Source organism: Pedobacter sp. BAL39 (assembly GCF_000170795.1).
In the GTDB taxonomy this organism is placed as follows: domain Bacteria; phylum Bacteroidota; class Bacteroidia; order Sphingobacteriales; family Sphingobacteriaceae; genus Pedobacter.
In genome coordinates this window covers 17,206-35,204 of the sequence record NZ_ABCM01000012.1, presented here as the reverse complement: position 1 = coordinate 35,204, position 17,999 = coordinate 17,206, and the positions used below count along the sequence as shown (strand labels likewise).

At 45.6% G+C, this 17,999-nt stretch carries 8 protein-coding genes, 2 tRNA genes and 4 rRNA genes; 11 read left to right on the top strand and 3 right to left on the bottom strand.

Annotation, left to right across the window (positions count from 1 at the left end; all coding sequences use genetic code 11):
• Nucleotides 1–117: 117 nt before the first annotated feature.
• The 7 genes from PBAL39_RS15590 to rrf (PBAL39_RS15560) all read left to right on the top strand — a co-directional run bounded on the left by PBAL39_RS15590 (nt 118) and on the right by rrf (PBAL39_RS15560) (nt 7,147).
• Nucleotides 118–477 (top strand): CoA-binding protein, encoded by a 360-nt coding sequence (locus PBAL39_RS15590; RefSeq protein WP_008243198.1) that lies wholly within the window; start codon nt 118–120, stop codon nt 475–477.
• Nucleotides 478–1,836: 1,359 nt separating this feature from the next.
• A 16S ribosomal RNA gene (locus PBAL39_RS15585) occupies nt 1,837–3,358 on the top strand.
• A gap of 116 nt (nt 3,359–3,474) precedes the next feature.
• Nucleotides 3,475–3,549, top strand: a tRNA-Ile gene (locus PBAL39_RS15580).
• A gap of 14 nt (nt 3,550–3,563) precedes the next feature.
• Nucleotides 3,564–3,640 (top strand) — tRNA-Ala (locus tag PBAL39_RS15575).
• A gap of 225 nt (nt 3,641–3,865) precedes the next feature.
• A 23S ribosomal RNA gene (locus tag PBAL39_RS15570) occupies nt 3,866–6,742 on the top strand.
• A gap of 107 nt (nt 6,743–6,849) precedes the next feature.
• Nucleotides 6,850–6,961, top strand: a 5S ribosomal RNA gene (rrf, locus tag PBAL39_RS15565).
• 74 nt (nt 6,962–7,035) lie between these two features.
• Nucleotides 7,036–7,147: ribosomal RNA gene (gene rrf / locus PBAL39_RS15560) — 5S ribosomal RNA — on the top strand.
• The 16S, 23S and 5S rRNA genes sit together here with 2 tRNA genes alongside, the layout of an rRNA operon.
• 90 nt (nt 7,148–7,237) lie before the next feature.
• On the opposite strand, the gene PBAL39_RS15555 is transcribed toward rrf (PBAL39_RS15560), so the two are convergent.
• The 3 genes from PBAL39_RS15555 to queD all read right to left on the bottom strand — a co-directional run bounded on the left by PBAL39_RS15555 (nt 7,238) and on the right by queD (nt 9,263).
• A complete protein-coding gene (locus PBAL39_RS15555) occupies nt 7,238–7,822 on the bottom strand; it encodes an SMI1/KNR4 family protein (protein WP_008243197.1) in 585 nt (194 codons plus the stop codon).
• A gap of 63 nt (nt 7,823–7,885) precedes the next feature.
• On the bottom strand, nt 7,886–8,947 hold the full coding sequence (locus PBAL39_RS15550) for a COX15/CtaA family protein (RefSeq protein WP_232282967.1): 1,062 nt from the start codon (nt 8,945–8,947) through the stop codon (nt 7,886–7,888).
• The gene (queD, locus tag PBAL39_RS15545; RefSeq protein WP_008243195.1) at nt 8,910–9,263 is read right to left on the bottom strand and encodes a 6-carboxytetrahydropterin synthase QueD; all 354 of its coding nucleotides are present in this window, start codon (nt 9,261–9,263) and stop codon (nt 8,910–8,912) included. The genes PBAL39_RS15550 and queD overlap by 38 nt, the downstream gene beginning before the upstream one ends.
• A gap of 915 nt (nt 9,264–10,178) precedes the next feature.
• Between queD and PBAL39_RS15540 the strand changes: the two genes are divergently transcribed.
• The 4 genes from PBAL39_RS15540 to PBAL39_RS15520 all read left to right on the top strand — a co-directional run bounded on the left by PBAL39_RS15540 (nt 10,179) and on the right by PBAL39_RS15520 (nt 17,986).
• Complete coding sequence (locus PBAL39_RS15540; protein ID WP_232282966.1) at nt 10,179–13,166, top strand: SusC/RagA family TonB-linked outer membrane protein; 2,988 nt, start codon at nt 10,179–10,181, stop codon at nt 13,164–13,166.
• A 42-nt stretch (nt 13,167–13,208) separates the two neighbouring features.
• Nucleotides 13,209–14,720, top strand: a complete 1,512-nt coding sequence (locus tag PBAL39_RS15535; protein WP_039866788.1) for a RagB/SusD family nutrient uptake outer membrane protein — start codon at nt 13,209–13,211, stop codon at nt 14,718–14,720.
• Nucleotide 14,721: 1 nt separating this feature from the next.
• Complete coding sequence (locus PBAL39_RS24755; RefSeq protein ID WP_008243190.1) at nt 14,722–16,806, top strand: carbohydrate-binding protein; 2,085 nt, start codon at nt 14,722–14,724, stop codon at nt 16,804–16,806.
• 94 nt (nt 16,807–16,900) lie between these two features.
• Entirely contained in the window at nt 16,901–17,986 is a 1,086-nt protein-coding gene (locus tag PBAL39_RS15520) for a DUF5007 domain-containing protein (protein WP_008243188.1), read from the top strand.
• Nucleotides 17,987–17,999: the final 13 nt, after the last annotated feature.

Genomic DNA, 17,999 nt, shown 5'->3' with positions numbered 1-17,999 from the left:
TTGTATTGATGAGATTGCCTGCGGGACGGTTCCTGATCATCTTGTTGTTTTGTGCGATCTAAAGTTATGCAAATGAAGTCTGGCCTTATTTGCAGTTGTTGACTAAAAATATATCTGATGAAAAATACTTTAATTATCGGTGCTACTCCTAATCCTACGAGGTATGCCTATCGTGCAGCCCAAATGCTGAAGGCGAAAGGACATCCAATTGTGAATATTGGTATCAAAAGCGGCGAAGTTGCAGGTGTTGCGATAGAGCGTCCTGCTGAAATCCATGAAGATGTTCATACCATTACTTTATATATTGGTCCTGCCGTACAGCCTGAGTATTACGACTATATCATTAAGACGGACCCTAAGAGGGTGATTTTCAATCCTGGAACTGAAAATGAAGAGCTTGAAGATTTGTTGAAGAGCCATGGAATCGAGCCTGTGGAGGCTTGTACGTTGGTCATGCTGGCTACAGGGCAGTATTAGATTGGTCTGTTGACTTCTTTCTTTTGCGATTGATATTTCATGTTTTCCAAGCATTTCTGACGATGTTTTTTTATCTTTATGACATCCAGTTGGTATTAGACTGTAATCTTTTTTTCGGACGACACATCTTGTCGTGGTGATACCTCGATTATTACTTCCTGCCCGGGAGTACGGGGTATTGTGGTTTGAATCCAATGTGAATTTGCTAACTGTGGATATGGTCTGAGGTCTGTTCGTGCACTGTTCGGGGATGGTTCTGTCTTTGTTCTGGAAGCAGGATGAATAATGACAGATCATAGAGAGAGAAAAAAGAGACCAAAGAGAGGTGCATCGTGCTTTTTGTCTCTGTTTAGTCTCTGTTTAGTGTCTCTTTAGTGCGTGTGCTTCCAGAACAAGGTACGGGCGAGGACCGAGTAAGGACGCGATAAACTAACCGTTGATGGTGATGTTGTATACTATATGTATATATGATACATTATGGATCCTACAATCCGATGCTATTTGTATTCCAGTAAGAAGGAGCCTAGGAGGAGGCTTTTAAGATTGTAATAGGGTGGTTTTGATGATTGGTTACCTATTCTTAAGGGCTTTTAAATTCATTTAAAAGATAGATTGAGCTGTTTTCCGGATTTGGGCTAGGGGATTTTGGGTTCGAAGTAAGGTTTCCTGATGCTTGAAAATGTGTTTTAAGCTTGTGAGGCCGATGTGCTAAGCCTAGGTTCCTCCGGTGTGTTTAACATAATTCGGTAATCCTAACGACGCTGATGATTTTTTTTTTGATTGTAAACCATGCAGTTAGCGCCCCGATACAAATAAAGGGCTAGAAATGTTTTGGTCTACTGATATTTTTCCTACTTTTGCATCCCGCTTCGGAGGAAGTGAAACGGTGAGAAGGATAAGAGAAGAAGAGTTTGAAATATTGCAGTAGGAATTGGCCAGGCAGGTTTTTTAGTTTTAGAAGGTTAAAACAGAGAAAATAAAAAAGATCAAAAAAAAGCTTGACAATAACAAAAAGATTTCTACCTTTGCAATCCCAAACAACGGGGAGCTAAACGAACGGAGTTCGCAAGCGAATAAACAAGATTGAAACAATAGGCTTAACCGCAACAGAACTGGACGAGAAAGACCAGGTAAACACAGGGGCAGCAGATTGCAACATATAAAGAAGACCCGTGAGGCGATTCGAGAAGTTCATTAAAGAGATGTCATTTATAGCGTAGCGAGGTAGATTAGTACGGAATCAAAGTACATGATACTGAAGCTATTTTTTTAAGTTTGATTCTAACAGACAATATAACAATTAGAATAAAGACTATTATTAACAAGTTAAGAATGGTCAGCGTTCAAACAACACATTTTACAATGGAGAGTTTGATCCTGGCTCAGGATGAACGCTAGCGGCAGGCCTAATACATGCAAGTCGAACGATACTTTCCAGCTTGCTGGAAAGGAAAGTGGCGCACGGGTGCGTAACGCGTATGCAACCTACCTTAATCAGGGGGATAGCCCGAAGAAATTCGGATTAACACCGCATAAAATCACAGTATAGCATTATACAATGATCAAATATTTATAGGATTAAGATGGGCATGCGTGTCATTAGTTAGTTGGCGGGGTAACGGCCCACCAAGACAGCGATGACTAGGGGATCTGAGAGGATGACCCCCCACACTGGTACTGAGACACGGACCAGACTCCTACGGGAGGCAGCAGTAAGGAATATTGGTCAATGGAGGCAACTCTGAACCAGCCATGCCGCGTGCAGGAAGACGGCCCTCTGGGTTGTAAACTGCTTTTATTCGGGAATAAACCTCTTTACGTGTAGAGAGCTGAATGTACCGAAGGAATAAGGATCGGCTAACTCCGTGCCAGCAGCCGCGGTAATACGGAGGATCCAAGCGTTATCCGGATTTATTGGGTTTAAAGGGTGCGTAGGCGGCTTATTAAGTCAGGGGTGAAAGACGGTGGCTCAACCATCGCAGTGCCCTTGATACTGATGAGCTTGAATACATTAGAGGTAGGCGGAATGTGACAAGTAGCGGTGAAATGCATAGATATGTCACAGAACACCGATTGCGAAGGCAGCTTACTATGATGAGATTGACGCTGAGGCACGAAAGCGTGGGGATCAAACAGGATTAGATACCCTGGTAGTCCACGCCCTAAACGATGAATACTCGCTGTTAGCGATATACAGTTAGCGGCTAAGCGAAAGCGTTAAGTATTCCACCTGGGGAGTACGCCCGCAAGGGTGAAACTCAAAGGAATTGACGGGGGCCCGCACAAGCGGAGGAGCATGTGGTTTAATTCGATGATACGCGAGGAACCTTACCCGGGCTTGAAAGTTAGTGAATCATTTAGAGATAGATGAGTGAGCAATCACACGAAACTAGGTGCTGCATGGCTGTCGTCAGCTCGTGCCGTGAGGTGTTGGGTTAAGTCCCGCAACGAGCGCAACCCCTATGTTTAGTTGCCAGCACGTTAAGGTGGGGACTCTAAACAGACTGCCTGTGCAAACAGAGAGGAAGGAGGGGACGACGTCAAGTCATCATGGCCCTTACGTCCGGGGCTACACACGTGCTACAATGGATGGTACAGAGGGCAGCAAGCTGGCAACAGCAAGCAAATCTCAAAAAGCCATTCACAGTTCGGATAGAGGTCTGCAACTCGACCTCTTGAAGTTGGATTCGCTAGTAATCGCGTATCAGCAATGACGCGGTGAATACGTTCCCGGGCCTTGTACACACCGCCCGTCAAGCCATGGAAGTTGGGGGTACCTAAAGTATGTAACCGCAAGGAGCGTCCTAGGGTAAAACCGATAACTGGGGCTAAGTCGTAACAAGGTAGCCGTACCGGAAGGTGCGGCTGGAATACCTCCTTTCTGGAGTAGGTCAGACTACTCGCTGCGCAAATGATATAAATGACAAAAGATCTCAAAAAGAAACACCCATAGGATGAAACATCGTTTAGTGTTCTCATACTGAAGTAAAGACACCTAGTCCCGTAGCTCAGTTTGGTTAGAGCACTACACTGATAATGTAGGGGTCAGCAGTTCAAATCTGCTCGGGACTACAGATATATTCTAAGGGGGATTAGCTCAGCTGGCTAGAGCGCCTGCCTTGCACGCAGGAGGTCAACGGTTCGACTCCGTTATTCTCCACCATCACCGGTACTTAAGATAGAAGGTACAGAAATAGGGTTCAGTAATGAACTCCGGGATAGAAAAGTTCTTTGACATATTGGAAGAAGTTAAAAAAGAAGAGCAAACAACAATAGAGACGTTGTTAGCTTTGAGGAATGAAATGAGTAAGCAATTACAAATAGAAATCTGAAAGAGATAACAACCATCAAAAAAAGCATTTCCATAGGCGCAAAAGGCTATGGAGAGAAGAAAGTAAATAAGAGCACACAGGGGATGCCTTGGCTCTCAGAGGCGATGAAGGACGTGATAAGCTGCGATAAGCACTGGGGATTAGCAAATATGAATTGATCCGGTGATTTCCGAATGGGGAAACCTGGCTAGTTGAAGACTAGTCGTATAATACGCAAACCTGCCGAACTGAAACATCTAAGTAAGCAGAGGAAGAGAAAATAATAATGATTTCCTAAGTAGTGGCGAGCGAACGGGAAAGAGCCCAAACCATATTTGTTACGGCAAATGTGGGGTTGTAGGACTACGATATGATTATAATGCAATGAAGTGGAACAGGATGGGAAGCCTGGCAACATAGAGTGAGAGCCTCGTACACGTAAGTACCATTAGTCTAGTAGTATCCTGAGTACCGCGAGGTCGGAGACGCCTTGTGGGAATCTGCCGGCACCATCCGGTAAGGCTAAATACTCCTGAGAGACCGATAGTGAACCAGTACCGTGAGGGAAAGGTGAAAAGAACCCCGAACAGGGGAGTGAAATAGAACCTGAAACTGTGTGCTTACAAGCGGTCGGAGCGTCCAGGTGGCGTGACGGCGTGCCTTTTGCATAATGAGCCTACGAGTTACTCTTCTCTGGCAAGGTTAAGTGTTTAAGACACGGATCCGAAGCGAAAGCGAGTCTGAATAGGGCGTATAGTCAGGGGAGGTAGACGCGAAACCTTGTGATCTACCCATGGACAGGTTGAAGGTGCGGTAACACGTACTGGAGGACCGAACCGATAAACGTTGAAAAGTTTCCGGATGATCTGTGGGTAGGGGTGAAAGGCTAATCAAACTGGGAAATAGCTCGTACTCCCCGAAATGTTTTTAGGAACAGCGTGGATATAAAGTTATATAGAGGTAGAGCTACTGATTGGGTGCGGGGGAGTCAAATCCTACCAAATCCAGACAAACTCCGAATGCTATATAATATGATCTGCAGTGAGGCCCGGGGTGCTAAGGTCACGGGCCGAGAGGGAAAGAACCCAGACCATCAGCTAAGGTCCCCAAGTTATAGTTAAGTTGAACTAACGAGGTCCGATTGCATAGACAGCTAGGATGTTGGCTTGGAAGCAGCCATTCATTTAAAGAGTGCGTAACAGCTCACTAGTCGAGCGATCGGGCATGGATAATAAACGGGCATTAAACTATACACCGAAGCTATGGGTAATATTAATATTACGGTAGGGGAGCATTCCAGCGGCAGCGAAGTTATGACGTAAGTTGTGGTGGAGCTTCTGGAAAAGCAAATGTAGGCATAAGTAACGATAAGGCGGGCGAGAAACCCGCCCACCGAAAGGATAAGGTTTCCTGATCAACGCTAATCGGATCAGGGTTAGTCGGGGCCTAAGGAGAACCCGAAAGGGATATTCGATGGACAACGGGTTAATATTCCCGTACTTTTTATAACTGCGATGTGGTGACGGAGTAGTGACACTACCGCGATCTGACGGAATAGATCGTTGAAGACAGTAGGTATTGGTCTGGTAGGCAAATCCGCCGGACTAGCTGAAAGTCGATAGTACCGCGAACCTTCGGGTAAGTGGATAGTGTAGGTAATCAGACTTCCAAGAAAACCCGCTAAGCTTCAGGTTATAAAAACCCGTACCGCAAACCGACACAGGTATCCGGGAAGAGAATTCTAAGGTGCTCGAGTGAATCATGGCTAAGGAACTCGGCAAAATGGCCCTGTAACTTCGGGAGAAGGGGCGCTGGTAGCAATATCAGCCGCAGTGAAAAGGCCCAGGCGACTGTTTAACAAAAACACATGGCTTTGCAAAATCGAAAGATGAAGTATAAGGCCTGACACCTGCCCGGTGCTGGAAGGTTAAGAGGGGATGTTAGTCGCAAGGCGAAGCATTGAATCGAAGCCCCAGTAAACGGCGGCCGTAACTATAACGGTCCTAAGGTAGCGAAATTCCTTGTCGGGTAAGTTCCGACCTGCACGAATGGTGTAACGATCTGGGCGCTGTCTCAGCCATGAGCTCGGTGAAATTGTGGTCCCGGTGAAGACGCCGGGTACCCGCAACGGGACGGAAAGACCCCATGCACCTTCACTACAATTTAACATTGACATTGGATACAGGATGTGTAGGATAGGTGGGAGACTATGAAGCGGCGTCGCCAGGCGTCGTGGAGTCAACGTTGAAATACCACCCTTTCTGTATTCGGTGTCTAACTTCGCCAAGCGAAGGACATTGTTTGATGGGTAGTTTGACTGGGGTGGTCGCCTCCAAAAAGGTAACGGAGGCTTTCAAAGGTAAGCTCAATACGCTTGGTAACCGTATGAGGAGTGCAATAGCATAAGCTTGCTTGACTGTGAGGCATACAAGCCGAGCAGGGTCGAAAGACGGATATAGTGATCCGGTGGTTCTGCATGGAAGGGCCATCGCTCAAAGGATAAAAGGTACGCTGGGGATAACAGGCTGATCTCCCCCAAGAGCTCATATCGACGGGGAGGTTTGGCACCTCGATGTCGGCTCGTCACATCCTGGGGCTGGAGAAGGTCCCAAGGGTTCGGCTGTTCGCCGATTAAAGTGGCACGCGAGCTGGGTTCAGAACGTCGCGAGACAGTTCGGTCCCTATCTGTTGTGGGCGTAGGAATTTTGAGTGGGGCTGACCTTAGTACGAGAGGACCGGGTTGGACTAGCCTCTAGTGAATCTGTTGTTCCGCCAGGGGCATTGCAGAGTAGCTACGCTGGGAATAGATAAGCGCTGAAAGCATCTAAGTGCGAAACTAGCCACGAGATGAGAATTCCATATAGGACCGTAGCAGACTACTACGTTGATAGGTTACAGATGTAAAGGTGGTGACATCAAAGTCGAGTAATACTAATCATCCGAAGCTTTCAAGAGCAGTAAACTGTTGTTTGTTCTTCCTAACTAACTTCTTTCAATAATATGTCATTGTTTGACAGCAAAAGGTAAGTCCATTCCGAAGCTGTATAAACATTAAAAATATTTAGGTGCCTATATCGGTGGTGTCCACCTCTTCCCATTCCGAACAGAGAAGTTAAGCCCACCAGAGCCGATGGTACTGCGGTAACACGTGGGAGAGTAGGTCGGTGCCAAATCTTAAAGAAAGCCTGTAGTCAAAACTGCAGGCTTTTCTTTTACTAATAAAGAACTTTAAAGAAATTGAAAATATTTAGGTGCCTATATCGGTGGTGTCTACCTCTTCCCATTCCGAACAGAGAAGTCAAGCCCACCAGAGCCGATGGTACTGCGGTAACACGTGGGAGAGTAGGTCGGTGCCAAATCTTAAAAGAAAGCCTGTAGTGATGAACTGCAGGCTTTTCTTGTATGGTGCTGTTTTGGATGATGAGGGTTGAGCCGGTTGATAACTGGTCTTACTGATGAGCTTTCGATAGCTTATCAAAGGCCTCGAAGTCACAATCAAGATAACCATTATCATCAAGAAATATAAGTTCAGTACGGTAGGCTTCTGCAATTACATTGAACATGCTTGTCAAAGAGCTGTAGGTGTAATCAGGCTCGCTTCCAAATGTATTTGTCCAGAATATTCTTCCGTAATCTGGTGTACGCTCATTCAGATCCACCCAATAACAATTGCCTGCCCCATCTTCCAAAAATGGAAAAAGTTGCTTACCAGGACTAAAGCCTCTGGTCCAATTGTGAAAAGATTGTTCAAACTCCATGCTTTCGTGGTAGTAACTAATGGCATCCTGCAAAGACAGGAAATTATGTATAGGTATCAGACCTGTAAGTCCCGACGGCGTGACCGTATCAATGTTGGTCCCGTCGGCAAATAAGTAAAGTTCTTTCAGTTCATTATTGAACGCTACGCCTATGGATTTTTCCGTATGTTCGATGTCCTGGAGCGTTGCAGGTTGTCTGATTATATCTGGGAAAGGGTATCGCAGTGCCTTTTGCTTAATTAGAATTGAATTGAAATTTTCTCTGATGGCGCTCATAGTTTATCTGATTTTATATTCGTATGTTACTGATACATCATCAAGATAACAATTGAATTCGGTTTAGTGGCGTTTCATGTTCATGAACTGGGTCAGTAGAAGAGATGCCATCAGCATTATTCCTGTAGACTGATGCAATAAGGCATATATCTTATGGTCGGGATGTATACTACTTACAAGCGTAATGATGCCAAGCATGCATTGCGAGGTAACCAGGAGTAGCGGCATCATTCTGATCATCGAAAGCCGTTTGTTAATCTTCCAGCTATAAGTTCTGAAATAAAGGATAATCACGAGTATCGTGATCAGATAAGCCAGGTTGCGGTGTATAAACTGAATACTCAGCAGGTCGCTGGTCATGCTCGTCAGGTTAACTGGCCGTGAACGGACGGCCTTCGGTATAAATGAGCCATTCATATCAGGCCAGGTAATTGCTGCGAGCGCCGCGTTGGTTCCTGCCATAAACGCACCATAGACCATTTGGATGCAGAGGAACCCCAGGACGATGATATTTAGCATAGGGTATTTCACCCTATGCCGCATGTGAATGTCTCTGAAGCTTAAGGAAAATGCGATCCAAAGCGTATAACAGAGCAATATCAATGCAGTGAAGAAATGGATGGATAGTCGGATGTGGTTTACCCGGATATCTGTATCATTTAGACCGCTCCTGACCATGATCCAGCCGATTACACCTTGTAACAATCCTAGGGACAAGAGTATGATCAGGGGAAAGACTAATGTCCTGCTGATCTGTTTGGTGATCAGGAAGTACGTCAGTGGAAGAACAAATATTACGCCGAGCAGGCGGGCCCAGTTTCTATGGAACCACTCCCAGAAGAAAATAGATTTGTAGTCCTCCAGGGTAAAATGGGAATTGACAAGATGAAACTGTGCAATTTGTTTGTAACGGTCGAAGCTTGCCTGCCATTCGCTTTCATTCAATGGCGGAATACTGCCGAGGAGCGGTTTCCATTCTGTAATGGAAAGGCCTGAACCTGTAAGTCTGGTAATACCACCCAGAAGTATTTGAATGATGATGCAAGCGGCACCAATGTACAGCCAATTGGCGATCCGGCGGTTATAGTTATCCTTCATAGATGACACCTGTACCTGGAGTTTCACTAAGCTCAATTTTTGCGAGTGCCGGAAAAACAGGTTTGATCTTCTGCCACAACCATACGCTAAGATTTTCACTGGTTGGATTTTCCAATCCCGGGATATCATTTAGCAGGCGATGATCCAGCAGGTCTACAAATGGCTGTATGCCGCGTTTGAGATCGCCAAAATCTGCAACCCAACCCGAGTGTGGATCTGGTGTACCTGAAAGATATACGGTGAGCTGATAGGTATGGCCATGCATTCTGCCGCATTTGTGGGAGGCAGGAACTAAGGGAAGGTAATGGGCGGAATCAAAGGAGAATTTCTTGTATATGATCATAATTTGTCAATAGTGAACAAATTTCTGCTTTAAGACGGTTGTTTTATATGATCGTCATCACAAAATGGAAATGTATCCTATTGAGAAGTTTGTTGCTTATAAAATTGGTAACGACGCGTGGTGATTCCTCAATAATTGTCGAAGCCCCATTTAAAAGTTTATTTTTTAATGTACTAAATAGTTAGCTCGTTATTCAGTTGCCAATTTATTCGTTTTTGCAATCGTGTGCTATTTTTGTAATTATTTTCTTAATAAATGCGTTTTTTTTGTGTGTAATTTTGGTTTTTTGTTCTGTTGTTTTGGATTTATGGAGAATTTATAGGTCAATATTGCATTGATGATGTAATTAAAATGAATTAATAGCTTCAATTAAGTTGTTTCATTGGTATAATTGTAATTTTTATTTATTTATTTTGATTATTTTAAATTTTTATTTTGTATAATTGTCATATATACGTTTATATGCAGGTTAAGTAGCTTCTTTTTAGTGTTTTAGTACTAAATATTACTGCTGATCTTTCATTTTTACGGTTTTGTAGGGGGTACGTGAGTTGGGTTGCCAGTTTATTATCTGTTTTCTAAATTTTTATTGTAAATGTCCTAACTAAAATATATTACCAACCTAAACCAACCAAACTATGCTAAATTTTACTTCTCACCATCTTTTTTCTTTCAACTTTTTATATGCCGGCGCGACCCAGCGCAGGCATATAAGTGACATTCATCCCATCTAACTTGTAAATTTTATTTTCTGATTTAGCTAAAACGATTTATTAAAATCGTGTAAATCCGTTTTGCCTATTGCAATCATCCGTTATCAACGGATAAGGGATCTCTATGTCCTAAGATTTGCAAAGTAATCTTCAGAAAACACATAAATACTAGTTTCAGTCAGTTAATAACTAATTATCTGTTATGCGCGTAATTGCAATTATTTCGTTCATGGGATTGGTGTGTCTAAACACTTTCTCTTTAAGTGCTCATGTCAGGGCCATCTCTTTATTTAAACCAGCCGCCGGTGGCAGCTCTCAGGTCCAGACAGACACTACTAAAATTAAATCTGCCGATACTGCGAAGCAAGATGCGGATACTACAAAAATTTTGAAAATCTATTCGGACAAGCCCTCCCCGTTTTCAGAATTAACTCTAAAAGGGGGAAGGATCAATCCTGAAAAATTACTCAGCTACCCAAGTCTGTCGCTGCAGCAATATATGAAAGGACAAGCTGCAGGCTTGTATGTTCAGGAACCCTCTGGAGAGCCAGGAACACTGCAGAATATGTTCATCCATGGAACAGCACAGCCTCTTTTTTCTGCGCGGGAGCAATTCCAGGTGCAGCCTCTTGTTGTTCTGGATGGTGTGCCACTGATTGGCGAGCATCCTTTCGCGTTTGACATCCAACAGTACAAGTTTAACCGGATCGGGCCGGCAACCAACCTGCTTGCCAACATTGATATGGAAAATATCGCCCGCGTAGAGGTACTGAGCAATATCGCGGCAATCGCGGCTTATGGCCCCAGAGCCATTAATGGAGTGATCGTGTTGACCTCAAAGTCGCCGGATGAAGCGAAGATCACCTTCAGCTCCTTCGTCAGCCTGGGCCAGAAACCGCAGGTAACGACTACCAATGGTAAATATGAAAATGCCTTCAGGAAGCAGTTTTACGACAGGTATACTGCTGCAGGTAGGTTTTCTGACGATGATACGTATCCACTCTACCTCAGTGATTCTTTAAGCAACGCTTATTATGGTGCCTCCAACTGGAACGACCTTTATTATAGGAATGCCCTTTCCTATAACGTAAATGCATCGATTTCCGGAGGGATGGAGCGTGCAAATTTCCGCTTCTCCATTGGCAATGTGCGCAACGCAGGTATTGCTGATCAGACGCTGGCAAACCGGTACAGCACCATGTTTAATATCAATATGAAACCACTGGAATGGATGACCTTTTCCGCGATGGTTAATGCCAACAGAATTGAGCGTGACCGCAACAAAAGCCAACGCGACCGGTTTAGTCAGATGAACTACATTCCCGATCTCAGTGCCCCCCTAAGTCCGAACAAATCGGTCTATGGGCGTTACCTTGATGATATTGATGTCGGCTTTGACAACAATAAAACGAATGTCCTGGAAGCGTATGCCTCATTGGGGATCAACATTGGTAAGTTTAACTTTATTTCCAGGTTCAGCGCCGATTATACCGAAGGGTATCGCGACCTCTTTTATCCAAAGGTATTGATGGAAGAAAATAGCTATGCCTCAAATTACTATGGTTATAGTCAGCGTCTGTTGTGGGACAATAAGGCAACCTATGACCTTCAACTAAATGGCTTGCATAATTTTCATTTTGAAGTCGGGCAGTCTGTAAACTGGGATTCTTATAAATACAATTATGGTTATGCCTATAAAGGAACAAACGACTACATCAAGCTAAACCTTCTGAATGGCGACGGAAATGCAAGTGCCTTTCCAAAACAGCTGATGTATAAGTTTCTTGATATTACTAAAAATAACCTTGTATCATTTTACGGTACAACATCCTATAATTTCAAGGAGAAATATAGCTTCTCAGCATTGGTACGTACGGATGCTTCCTCAAATGCACAGCCTACCAGCAGATGGTTTACGTCAGCGGCATTCTCTGGCGGCTGGAACATTAAAAATGACCTGCTTACAAAAAGCAATTTTATTGATCAATGGAACCTCCGGGCAAGTGCCGGCCGGTTGGGACGTATCGAGCATTTTGACAATTACGCGGAAGGACCGCAGTATTCTGCAGACCTTGGCTTTACGGGCAACATTATTGTCGCTGGCTACAACGGCTTTGCGGGACTTGCCAGGCCATATGGCTATGGATGGGTGGGTTATGGGATTCCATGGGCCTATGCAGATCAGCTGAACGTTGGGACGGATGTTACCGTATTCAACAACAGAGTTCGTTTGTCAATGGACCTGTACACGAAAACAGATAAAAATCAGCTGATCGGAATTCCTGATTTTGCAGAGTACGGCTACACACAAACCTACAAACCCGGTTTATCGGTGAACAATAAAGGTCTGGATGTCACGCTGTCGGCAGATGTGCTGCAAAAAGGAAAACTTTCATGGACACCTGCGCTGAACCTGAACTTTAACAAAAATACATTGGTGGCGTTGCCTGACGGATTAACGGAGATCATGATTGGCGACAGGCTGCTGAAGGTGGGCCATGCGGTAGATCAGTACTGGCTGCTTACCAACGAAGGAATTTATCTGTCCGACGATGACGTTCCCCTGGTAAATGGGGAGGCGATGAAGTACAATGGAAAAACACTGAAGGCCGGTGACCCACGCTGGAAGGACCTCAACGGCGACAACCGGATTGGTGATGAGGATAAGTCGCTGATGGGCCATAGTCTTCCCACTGTTTCCGGAGGCTTTAACAATGATCTCAAATACGGAAAATGGAGCCTGGGCGTCAATTTCTATTTTAACCTGGGCAGGAAAATCATGAACCAGGAGATGGCCAACCGGTTTGACTTCATCAACCAGGAAAGTGGAAGCACGATCAGTTCTGTAAAAGAGATCACCTTCTGGGAGACCCGTGGCGACTATGCCAAATACCCGCTTTACAACCCTTGGAGTACTGTTATTCCCTATCGTATTGATCAGGATCTGTTCCTGGAGAACGGTGCATTCCTGAAACTGAGAACAGTATCGCTGGGCTATGACCTGAGCCAATGGATGCGTAAACGTGCCTCAAAAGGAACACTCTATGTGTACGGTACAGCAAATAACCTTTTTACACTCACAAAATACTCAGGCCAGGATCCCGAACTCATCAGTTTCACAGGATATGACAGCGGTTATGGGATGCCCATTCCGACTACCTATACCCTTGGGGTACGCATGAGTCTGTAAGCTGCAAATGGAATCGATTGTACAATTATAGAAATTGATAAGATGAAAAAAATAATACTAGCAACACTAATTTCCTGTAGCGTTCTGATTTCAGGATGTGAAAAAGTCCTGGAAATAGATTCGACGCGGGTAGTGGGAGAAAAGAACATGTGGAAAGTGCTGGAGGATGCTCGTGCGGGACTGATTGGAACTTATGGGCTGACCAGGGCTGCCTTGGCCGATAATAATGCGTTTTGGATCTATGGCGAGGTTCGGCCCGGAGAGTTCACTGTTACAAACCGGCAGGACCTGAAAGCTGTGGTCAGCAATGACCTTACCGCATCTTACCCAGCCCTTGAGGCGATGTCCGATTGGAGAAGGTGGTATGCGGTGATCAACTCGGCAAACATCTTTCTGGAACGAATTGGAGAAGTGAAGGCAAATGATCCAAGGTATACCGCAAATAATATGACGGTAGATGTTGCGCAGATCAGGTTCCTTCGTGCCTTTGCTTACTTCTATATGGTCCGAATATGGGGCGATGTCCCTTTAATTGTCAAAGACCACGATGGGCAGTTTGAGGATCAGCCAAGGGAGAACCAGCAAAAGGTACTGGCTTTTGCTGAATCAGAGCTGATCGCTGCCGCTGCCGATCTGCCTTATAAATACAGTGCAAATGATGTTCAGCAACCCGGACAATATTACAACGAAAATGAAGCACGCTGGCAGGGCGCGCTTGCCAGGAAGATCAGTGCTTATTCTTTACTCGCACACATCGCCGCCTGGAGAGGCGACTATCCTAAAGTAGCCACCTATACCAAGTTTGTCATGGATAACTATGGTAAAGGAGGAATCGGATTTACAGGATCTGACGACCTTACCAACGGGAACGGCTTTTTTCAAGGAAAGCGAAACAGCCATATCATTGGGTTTAACTTTGATTGGGGGCACGTAGATGCATCCTTTACCGGCCACATTGAGGAGCTGACGCTGGCCAGCCCCGTAGTGAATAAACCTATTCCGGACATCTACCTGAGTAAAGATTCGATCCTTTCCATTTTTAATGAGCCTGATGATGAGCGTTTCAGTCTGGATACGCTGGGTCAGCCGGTAGATATCCGCTACTTCAGCAATTTCAATGGCAAGTATCCGATCTTTAGTAAAATCAAAGTGATCCAGAATGGGGTGACCGATGGCAGCTTCAGGATTTTTTCAAGTGCCATTGTTTTCACCAGGATAGAAGACATTTCCCTGCTTCGTGCGGAAGCCCTGGCGGTCCTCGGCGATAATGCGGGAGCAATAGAGCTGCTCAACTATCCGGTGCGTGCCTACCGGACTTTGCCTCCGTACAGCCTGGAGGTCAATGGCAACCTCATTGATGCCATTTTCAAAGAACGTCAGCGCGAGCTGATGGGAGAGGGGCACCGCTGGTATGACCTCATCCGTCAGACCAGGATCCGCGAGAACAACCCTAAAATCGCAGCGCTCATCGCCAATGGTGGAATTTACTGGCCGATATCCCGGAAGGTGCTCGCTCAGAATCCGCTACTCACTCAAAACTCTTATTGGAAATAATATGAAAAATTTTAGATCCTTACTCCGTCCTCTCGTGCTGTGCCTTTGTATAGGTACGGTTGCACTACAGAGCAGCTGCAGGAAAGATGATACTTTCCACGAGGAGCCTGCAGAACGTGAAGTTGTGAATATGAATACCTACGACTATCTGAAGAGTAAACGCGGAATTTACGACTCTCTCGTCTTTCTGATTGACAGGCTGGGCCTGGCTGATACCTTGAAAAATGAAACGGTGACTTTGTTTGCACCTACAAATGAGAGTTTCAAGCTGGCCATTACCAACCTGAACAACCTCAGGGCGAGTACTGGCAAAAGCCCCCTGTTCCTTGCCAATATTGATACCAGGCACCTGGATACGCTACTTACGAAATATATCATTAAAGGCGCTTATCCCTCAGACTCCCTGACAAAACAGGATGGGTTGATGTTCTATGGGGTGAAATACCAGCGGATGATGCATGCGAAAAAGCTGACTTCCTCCTCTTCAGGTTATGGAAATGGCGGCCCCGCGTACATACAGTTTGATGATACCAAACAGAGTATCTTCAACCGTTACTGGTCGACCACCACAACAGGTTCGATCGACATCCAGACCAACAATGGCTTCGTGCATATTGTAGAGCCCAATCATGTCTTTGGCTTCGACGAGTTTGTTAGCCGCATTACTTTCATTCCAAAAGTCAATATGCCGTTCTATGGTACGCCGCTTACCATTCCGGGAGTGATCAACGCGGTAGATTTTGACCTCGGTGGCCCTGGCTTAGGATACGCTGACTCTGATGACAAAAATGACCTTGCCTACTATCGTAGCGCTGAGGGCGTTGACATCGCCACCTATAATGGAGGTTTCAAAGTAGAAAAAACCGTTTCCGGAGAATGGCTCGCTTACACTGTGAGTGTGGCTGAAGATGGAGACTATGACATGATGGCCGTTCTGGCTTCCGGAGGCGATGGCCGCAGGTTTAGCCTGGAAGTAGACGGCGTCAATGTAACCGGAATACAAGCGGTGCCTAACACCGGTGCAAACAATACTTTTGGAGGCGTTTCGACGACTGTACCATTAACAAAAGGAAAACACATCATCCGGTTTAACATCGTTACCGGTGGTTTTGATGTCTACCAACTGATCTTTACCCCCAAGATGACGAATGTTCCCGATGGCCTCACCGCTACCTGGCTGGAACACTGGGGTAACCACAACCAGTTCCTGAGGTTATTTGACTACACGGATCATATTGCCGTTTACCATGACCAGTATATGTTTTCTTCCGTTACCTGGCCGAAGCAGGTCTTTAGTGATGCCTGGGCTTATGTGAAACAAACCTATGGTGGCAACGCAACTTTCGGTACTGACCAGCGCCTGCGCCTCATTCTTCACAGGGTTATTCCTGCAACCGACAACCTGGGTGGAGGGCATCCGGCACATTATCTAGATTCCAGTCACGATTTCAAAAATGTACTGGACTGCGGACTGGGCGATTGGTCGCTGCCGGAAGGACAGAACATCGGTCTGCCGGTGCATGAGATGGGGCACATTGTGGAAGATAACATTGATGGCATCAAAGGCTCGCCAACAGGAGTGATCTGGGGAGACAGCAAGTTTATGGAGATCTTCAATTATGATGTCTATAAGAAAATAGGGCTGGACCGGATGGCCGCAGATGTGGTTACTGAAATGGAAGCTAAAAATCCATACCGCTCTTATCCGGGAATTGCCTTCCCGGGAGTGCGCTGGTTTACGGAATGGTTTTACCCGATCTACAATCAGCATGGAAAAGAGCAACTGCTGAATAAGTATTTCCAGGTACTGCGTGCCAACTTTCCGAGAAATGGCAACCGCATAGAGAGATCAAAACCAATGAACCTTGGGGAGTTTGTGCATTTCTACAGTGGCGCTGCCGGGGTAGACCTCAGTGCGCAGGCCCGTATCGCATTCAACCCCGCATTGGGCGCCGACCACTGGCCCGATAAGGACGAAGGGGACCCGAAATACTGGCCCCCATATAAGGCACCCCAATACTGGACTGAATACGGAGAAGCTCAGTTTCAGCAGGCAAAACGTGATTTTCCCAATGTGAGGTACTAGTGTTTCGTTCTCCCTTCATCAGGCTGCATGCAGTTGCTGCAGTCTGATGATTACCTGATTCAGTTTGATACTTTTTACTCCAATGACCTTGAAAATGATAAAACTAATTAAATACAATCTATTGCTGCTGCCTTTCCTTTTTCTTGGGACAGGGTGTAAGAAAATTCTCAATCTTCCGGATGAGAAAGACTACCTGAGCAACAACATCAATTACGCCAACAAGGTGTTCGAACCAGTATTGGGCCGGACGGCGCTGATGGGTGATTTTAGTGCTGACAACTCCACCTTTCCCATGCAGTTTGAAATTGTGAATGCCCGGTTCGGCAACGGCCTTCCGGTGACAGACCTCTTCCAGGTGCAGAAAACCTGGGTGTGGACCAGTGCATACGACGGTTATGAAAAGTCGCTGGCAGAAGTCAATGCGAAGAGAAAGCTTGAAGACCATCCGATGTTTGAGGTGAGGTCGTCAGGGCAGTTTATCCTTTGGGCATCGTCGACAAATGCGCTGATCACACCAAGGCCTGCCGACAGCTCCAACCGTGTGCAGGACATCCGTTTTTTTGATCTGAAGGTAAAAAATTCAGGTGGCGAGACCATCCTGCGGGATTTCCAGATCAAACCCTGGAGAGAACGTCTTTATGAACCTTCGAATGACATCAACCCCTATACTGGTGCCGTGGCGCGGGATCCGAGAGATCCCAATAATCCCACTAAAAGAGATTACCTGACCCCTAATTTCAGCAACATCATTGGTGCGGTGAGCAATACTGCGCTCCGGAATGATGATACCAGGAAAGATATTGTGGTTTACATCAGGCCTTTTATGGGAGGTTCGGGACATTCCCTGCGGTTTGTATTTCTGGATAAAGATTCTACGGCCATTAACCCACTGTTGTTCAATGAAACCAAATGGGATTATCTGGTGCATGGATTTGACCGTCAGATTACTCCCGGATATGTACAGTTTGAGGTGGCTTATCCGATTCCTCTGGTGCAGCTGGCAACAACCTACGCGCCGAACGGCTCCCAGGCATCAAGTACCTTTTCCTATTCGCGGAGGGGATTTGGTGGTCAGCGTACGACAGCCAATATTGGAATGAACTACAATATCTATAAGGAAGGCGACTGGGAGATTGTCTTTCACTTCCGCCGGGAGAACCCAAAATTTGAAGACGAATAATCATGCTTGGATA

Excerpts from the sequence above, each read along its gene's own strand:
- PBAL39_RS15590 (WP_008243198.1), top strand. The coding sequence starts at position 118 with ATGAAAAATACTTTAATTATCGGTGCTACTCCTAATCCTACGAGGTAT.
- PBAL39_RS15555 (WP_008243197.1), bottom strand. The coding sequence starts at position 7,822 with ATGAGCGCCATCAGAGAAAATTTCAATTCAATTCTAATTAAGCAAAAG.
- queD (WP_008243195.1), bottom strand. The coding sequence starts at position 9,263 with ATGATCATATACAAGAAATTCTCCTTTGATTCCGCCCATTACCTTCCC.
- PBAL39_RS15540 (WP_232282966.1), top strand. The coding sequence starts at position 10,179 with ATGCGCGTAATTGCAATTATTTCGTTCATGGGATTGGTGTGTCTAAAC.
- PBAL39_RS15535 (WP_039866788.1), top strand. The coding sequence starts at position 13,209 with ATGAAAAAAATAATACTAGCAACACTAATTTCCTGTAGCGTTCTGATT.
- PBAL39_RS24755 (WP_008243190.1), top strand. The coding sequence starts at position 14,722 with ATGAAAAATTTTAGATCCTTACTCCGTCCTCTCGTGCTGTGCCTTTGT.
- PBAL39_RS15520 (WP_008243188.1), top strand. The coding sequence starts at position 16,901 with ATGATAAAACTAATTAAATACAATCTATTGCTGCTGCCTTTCCTTTTT.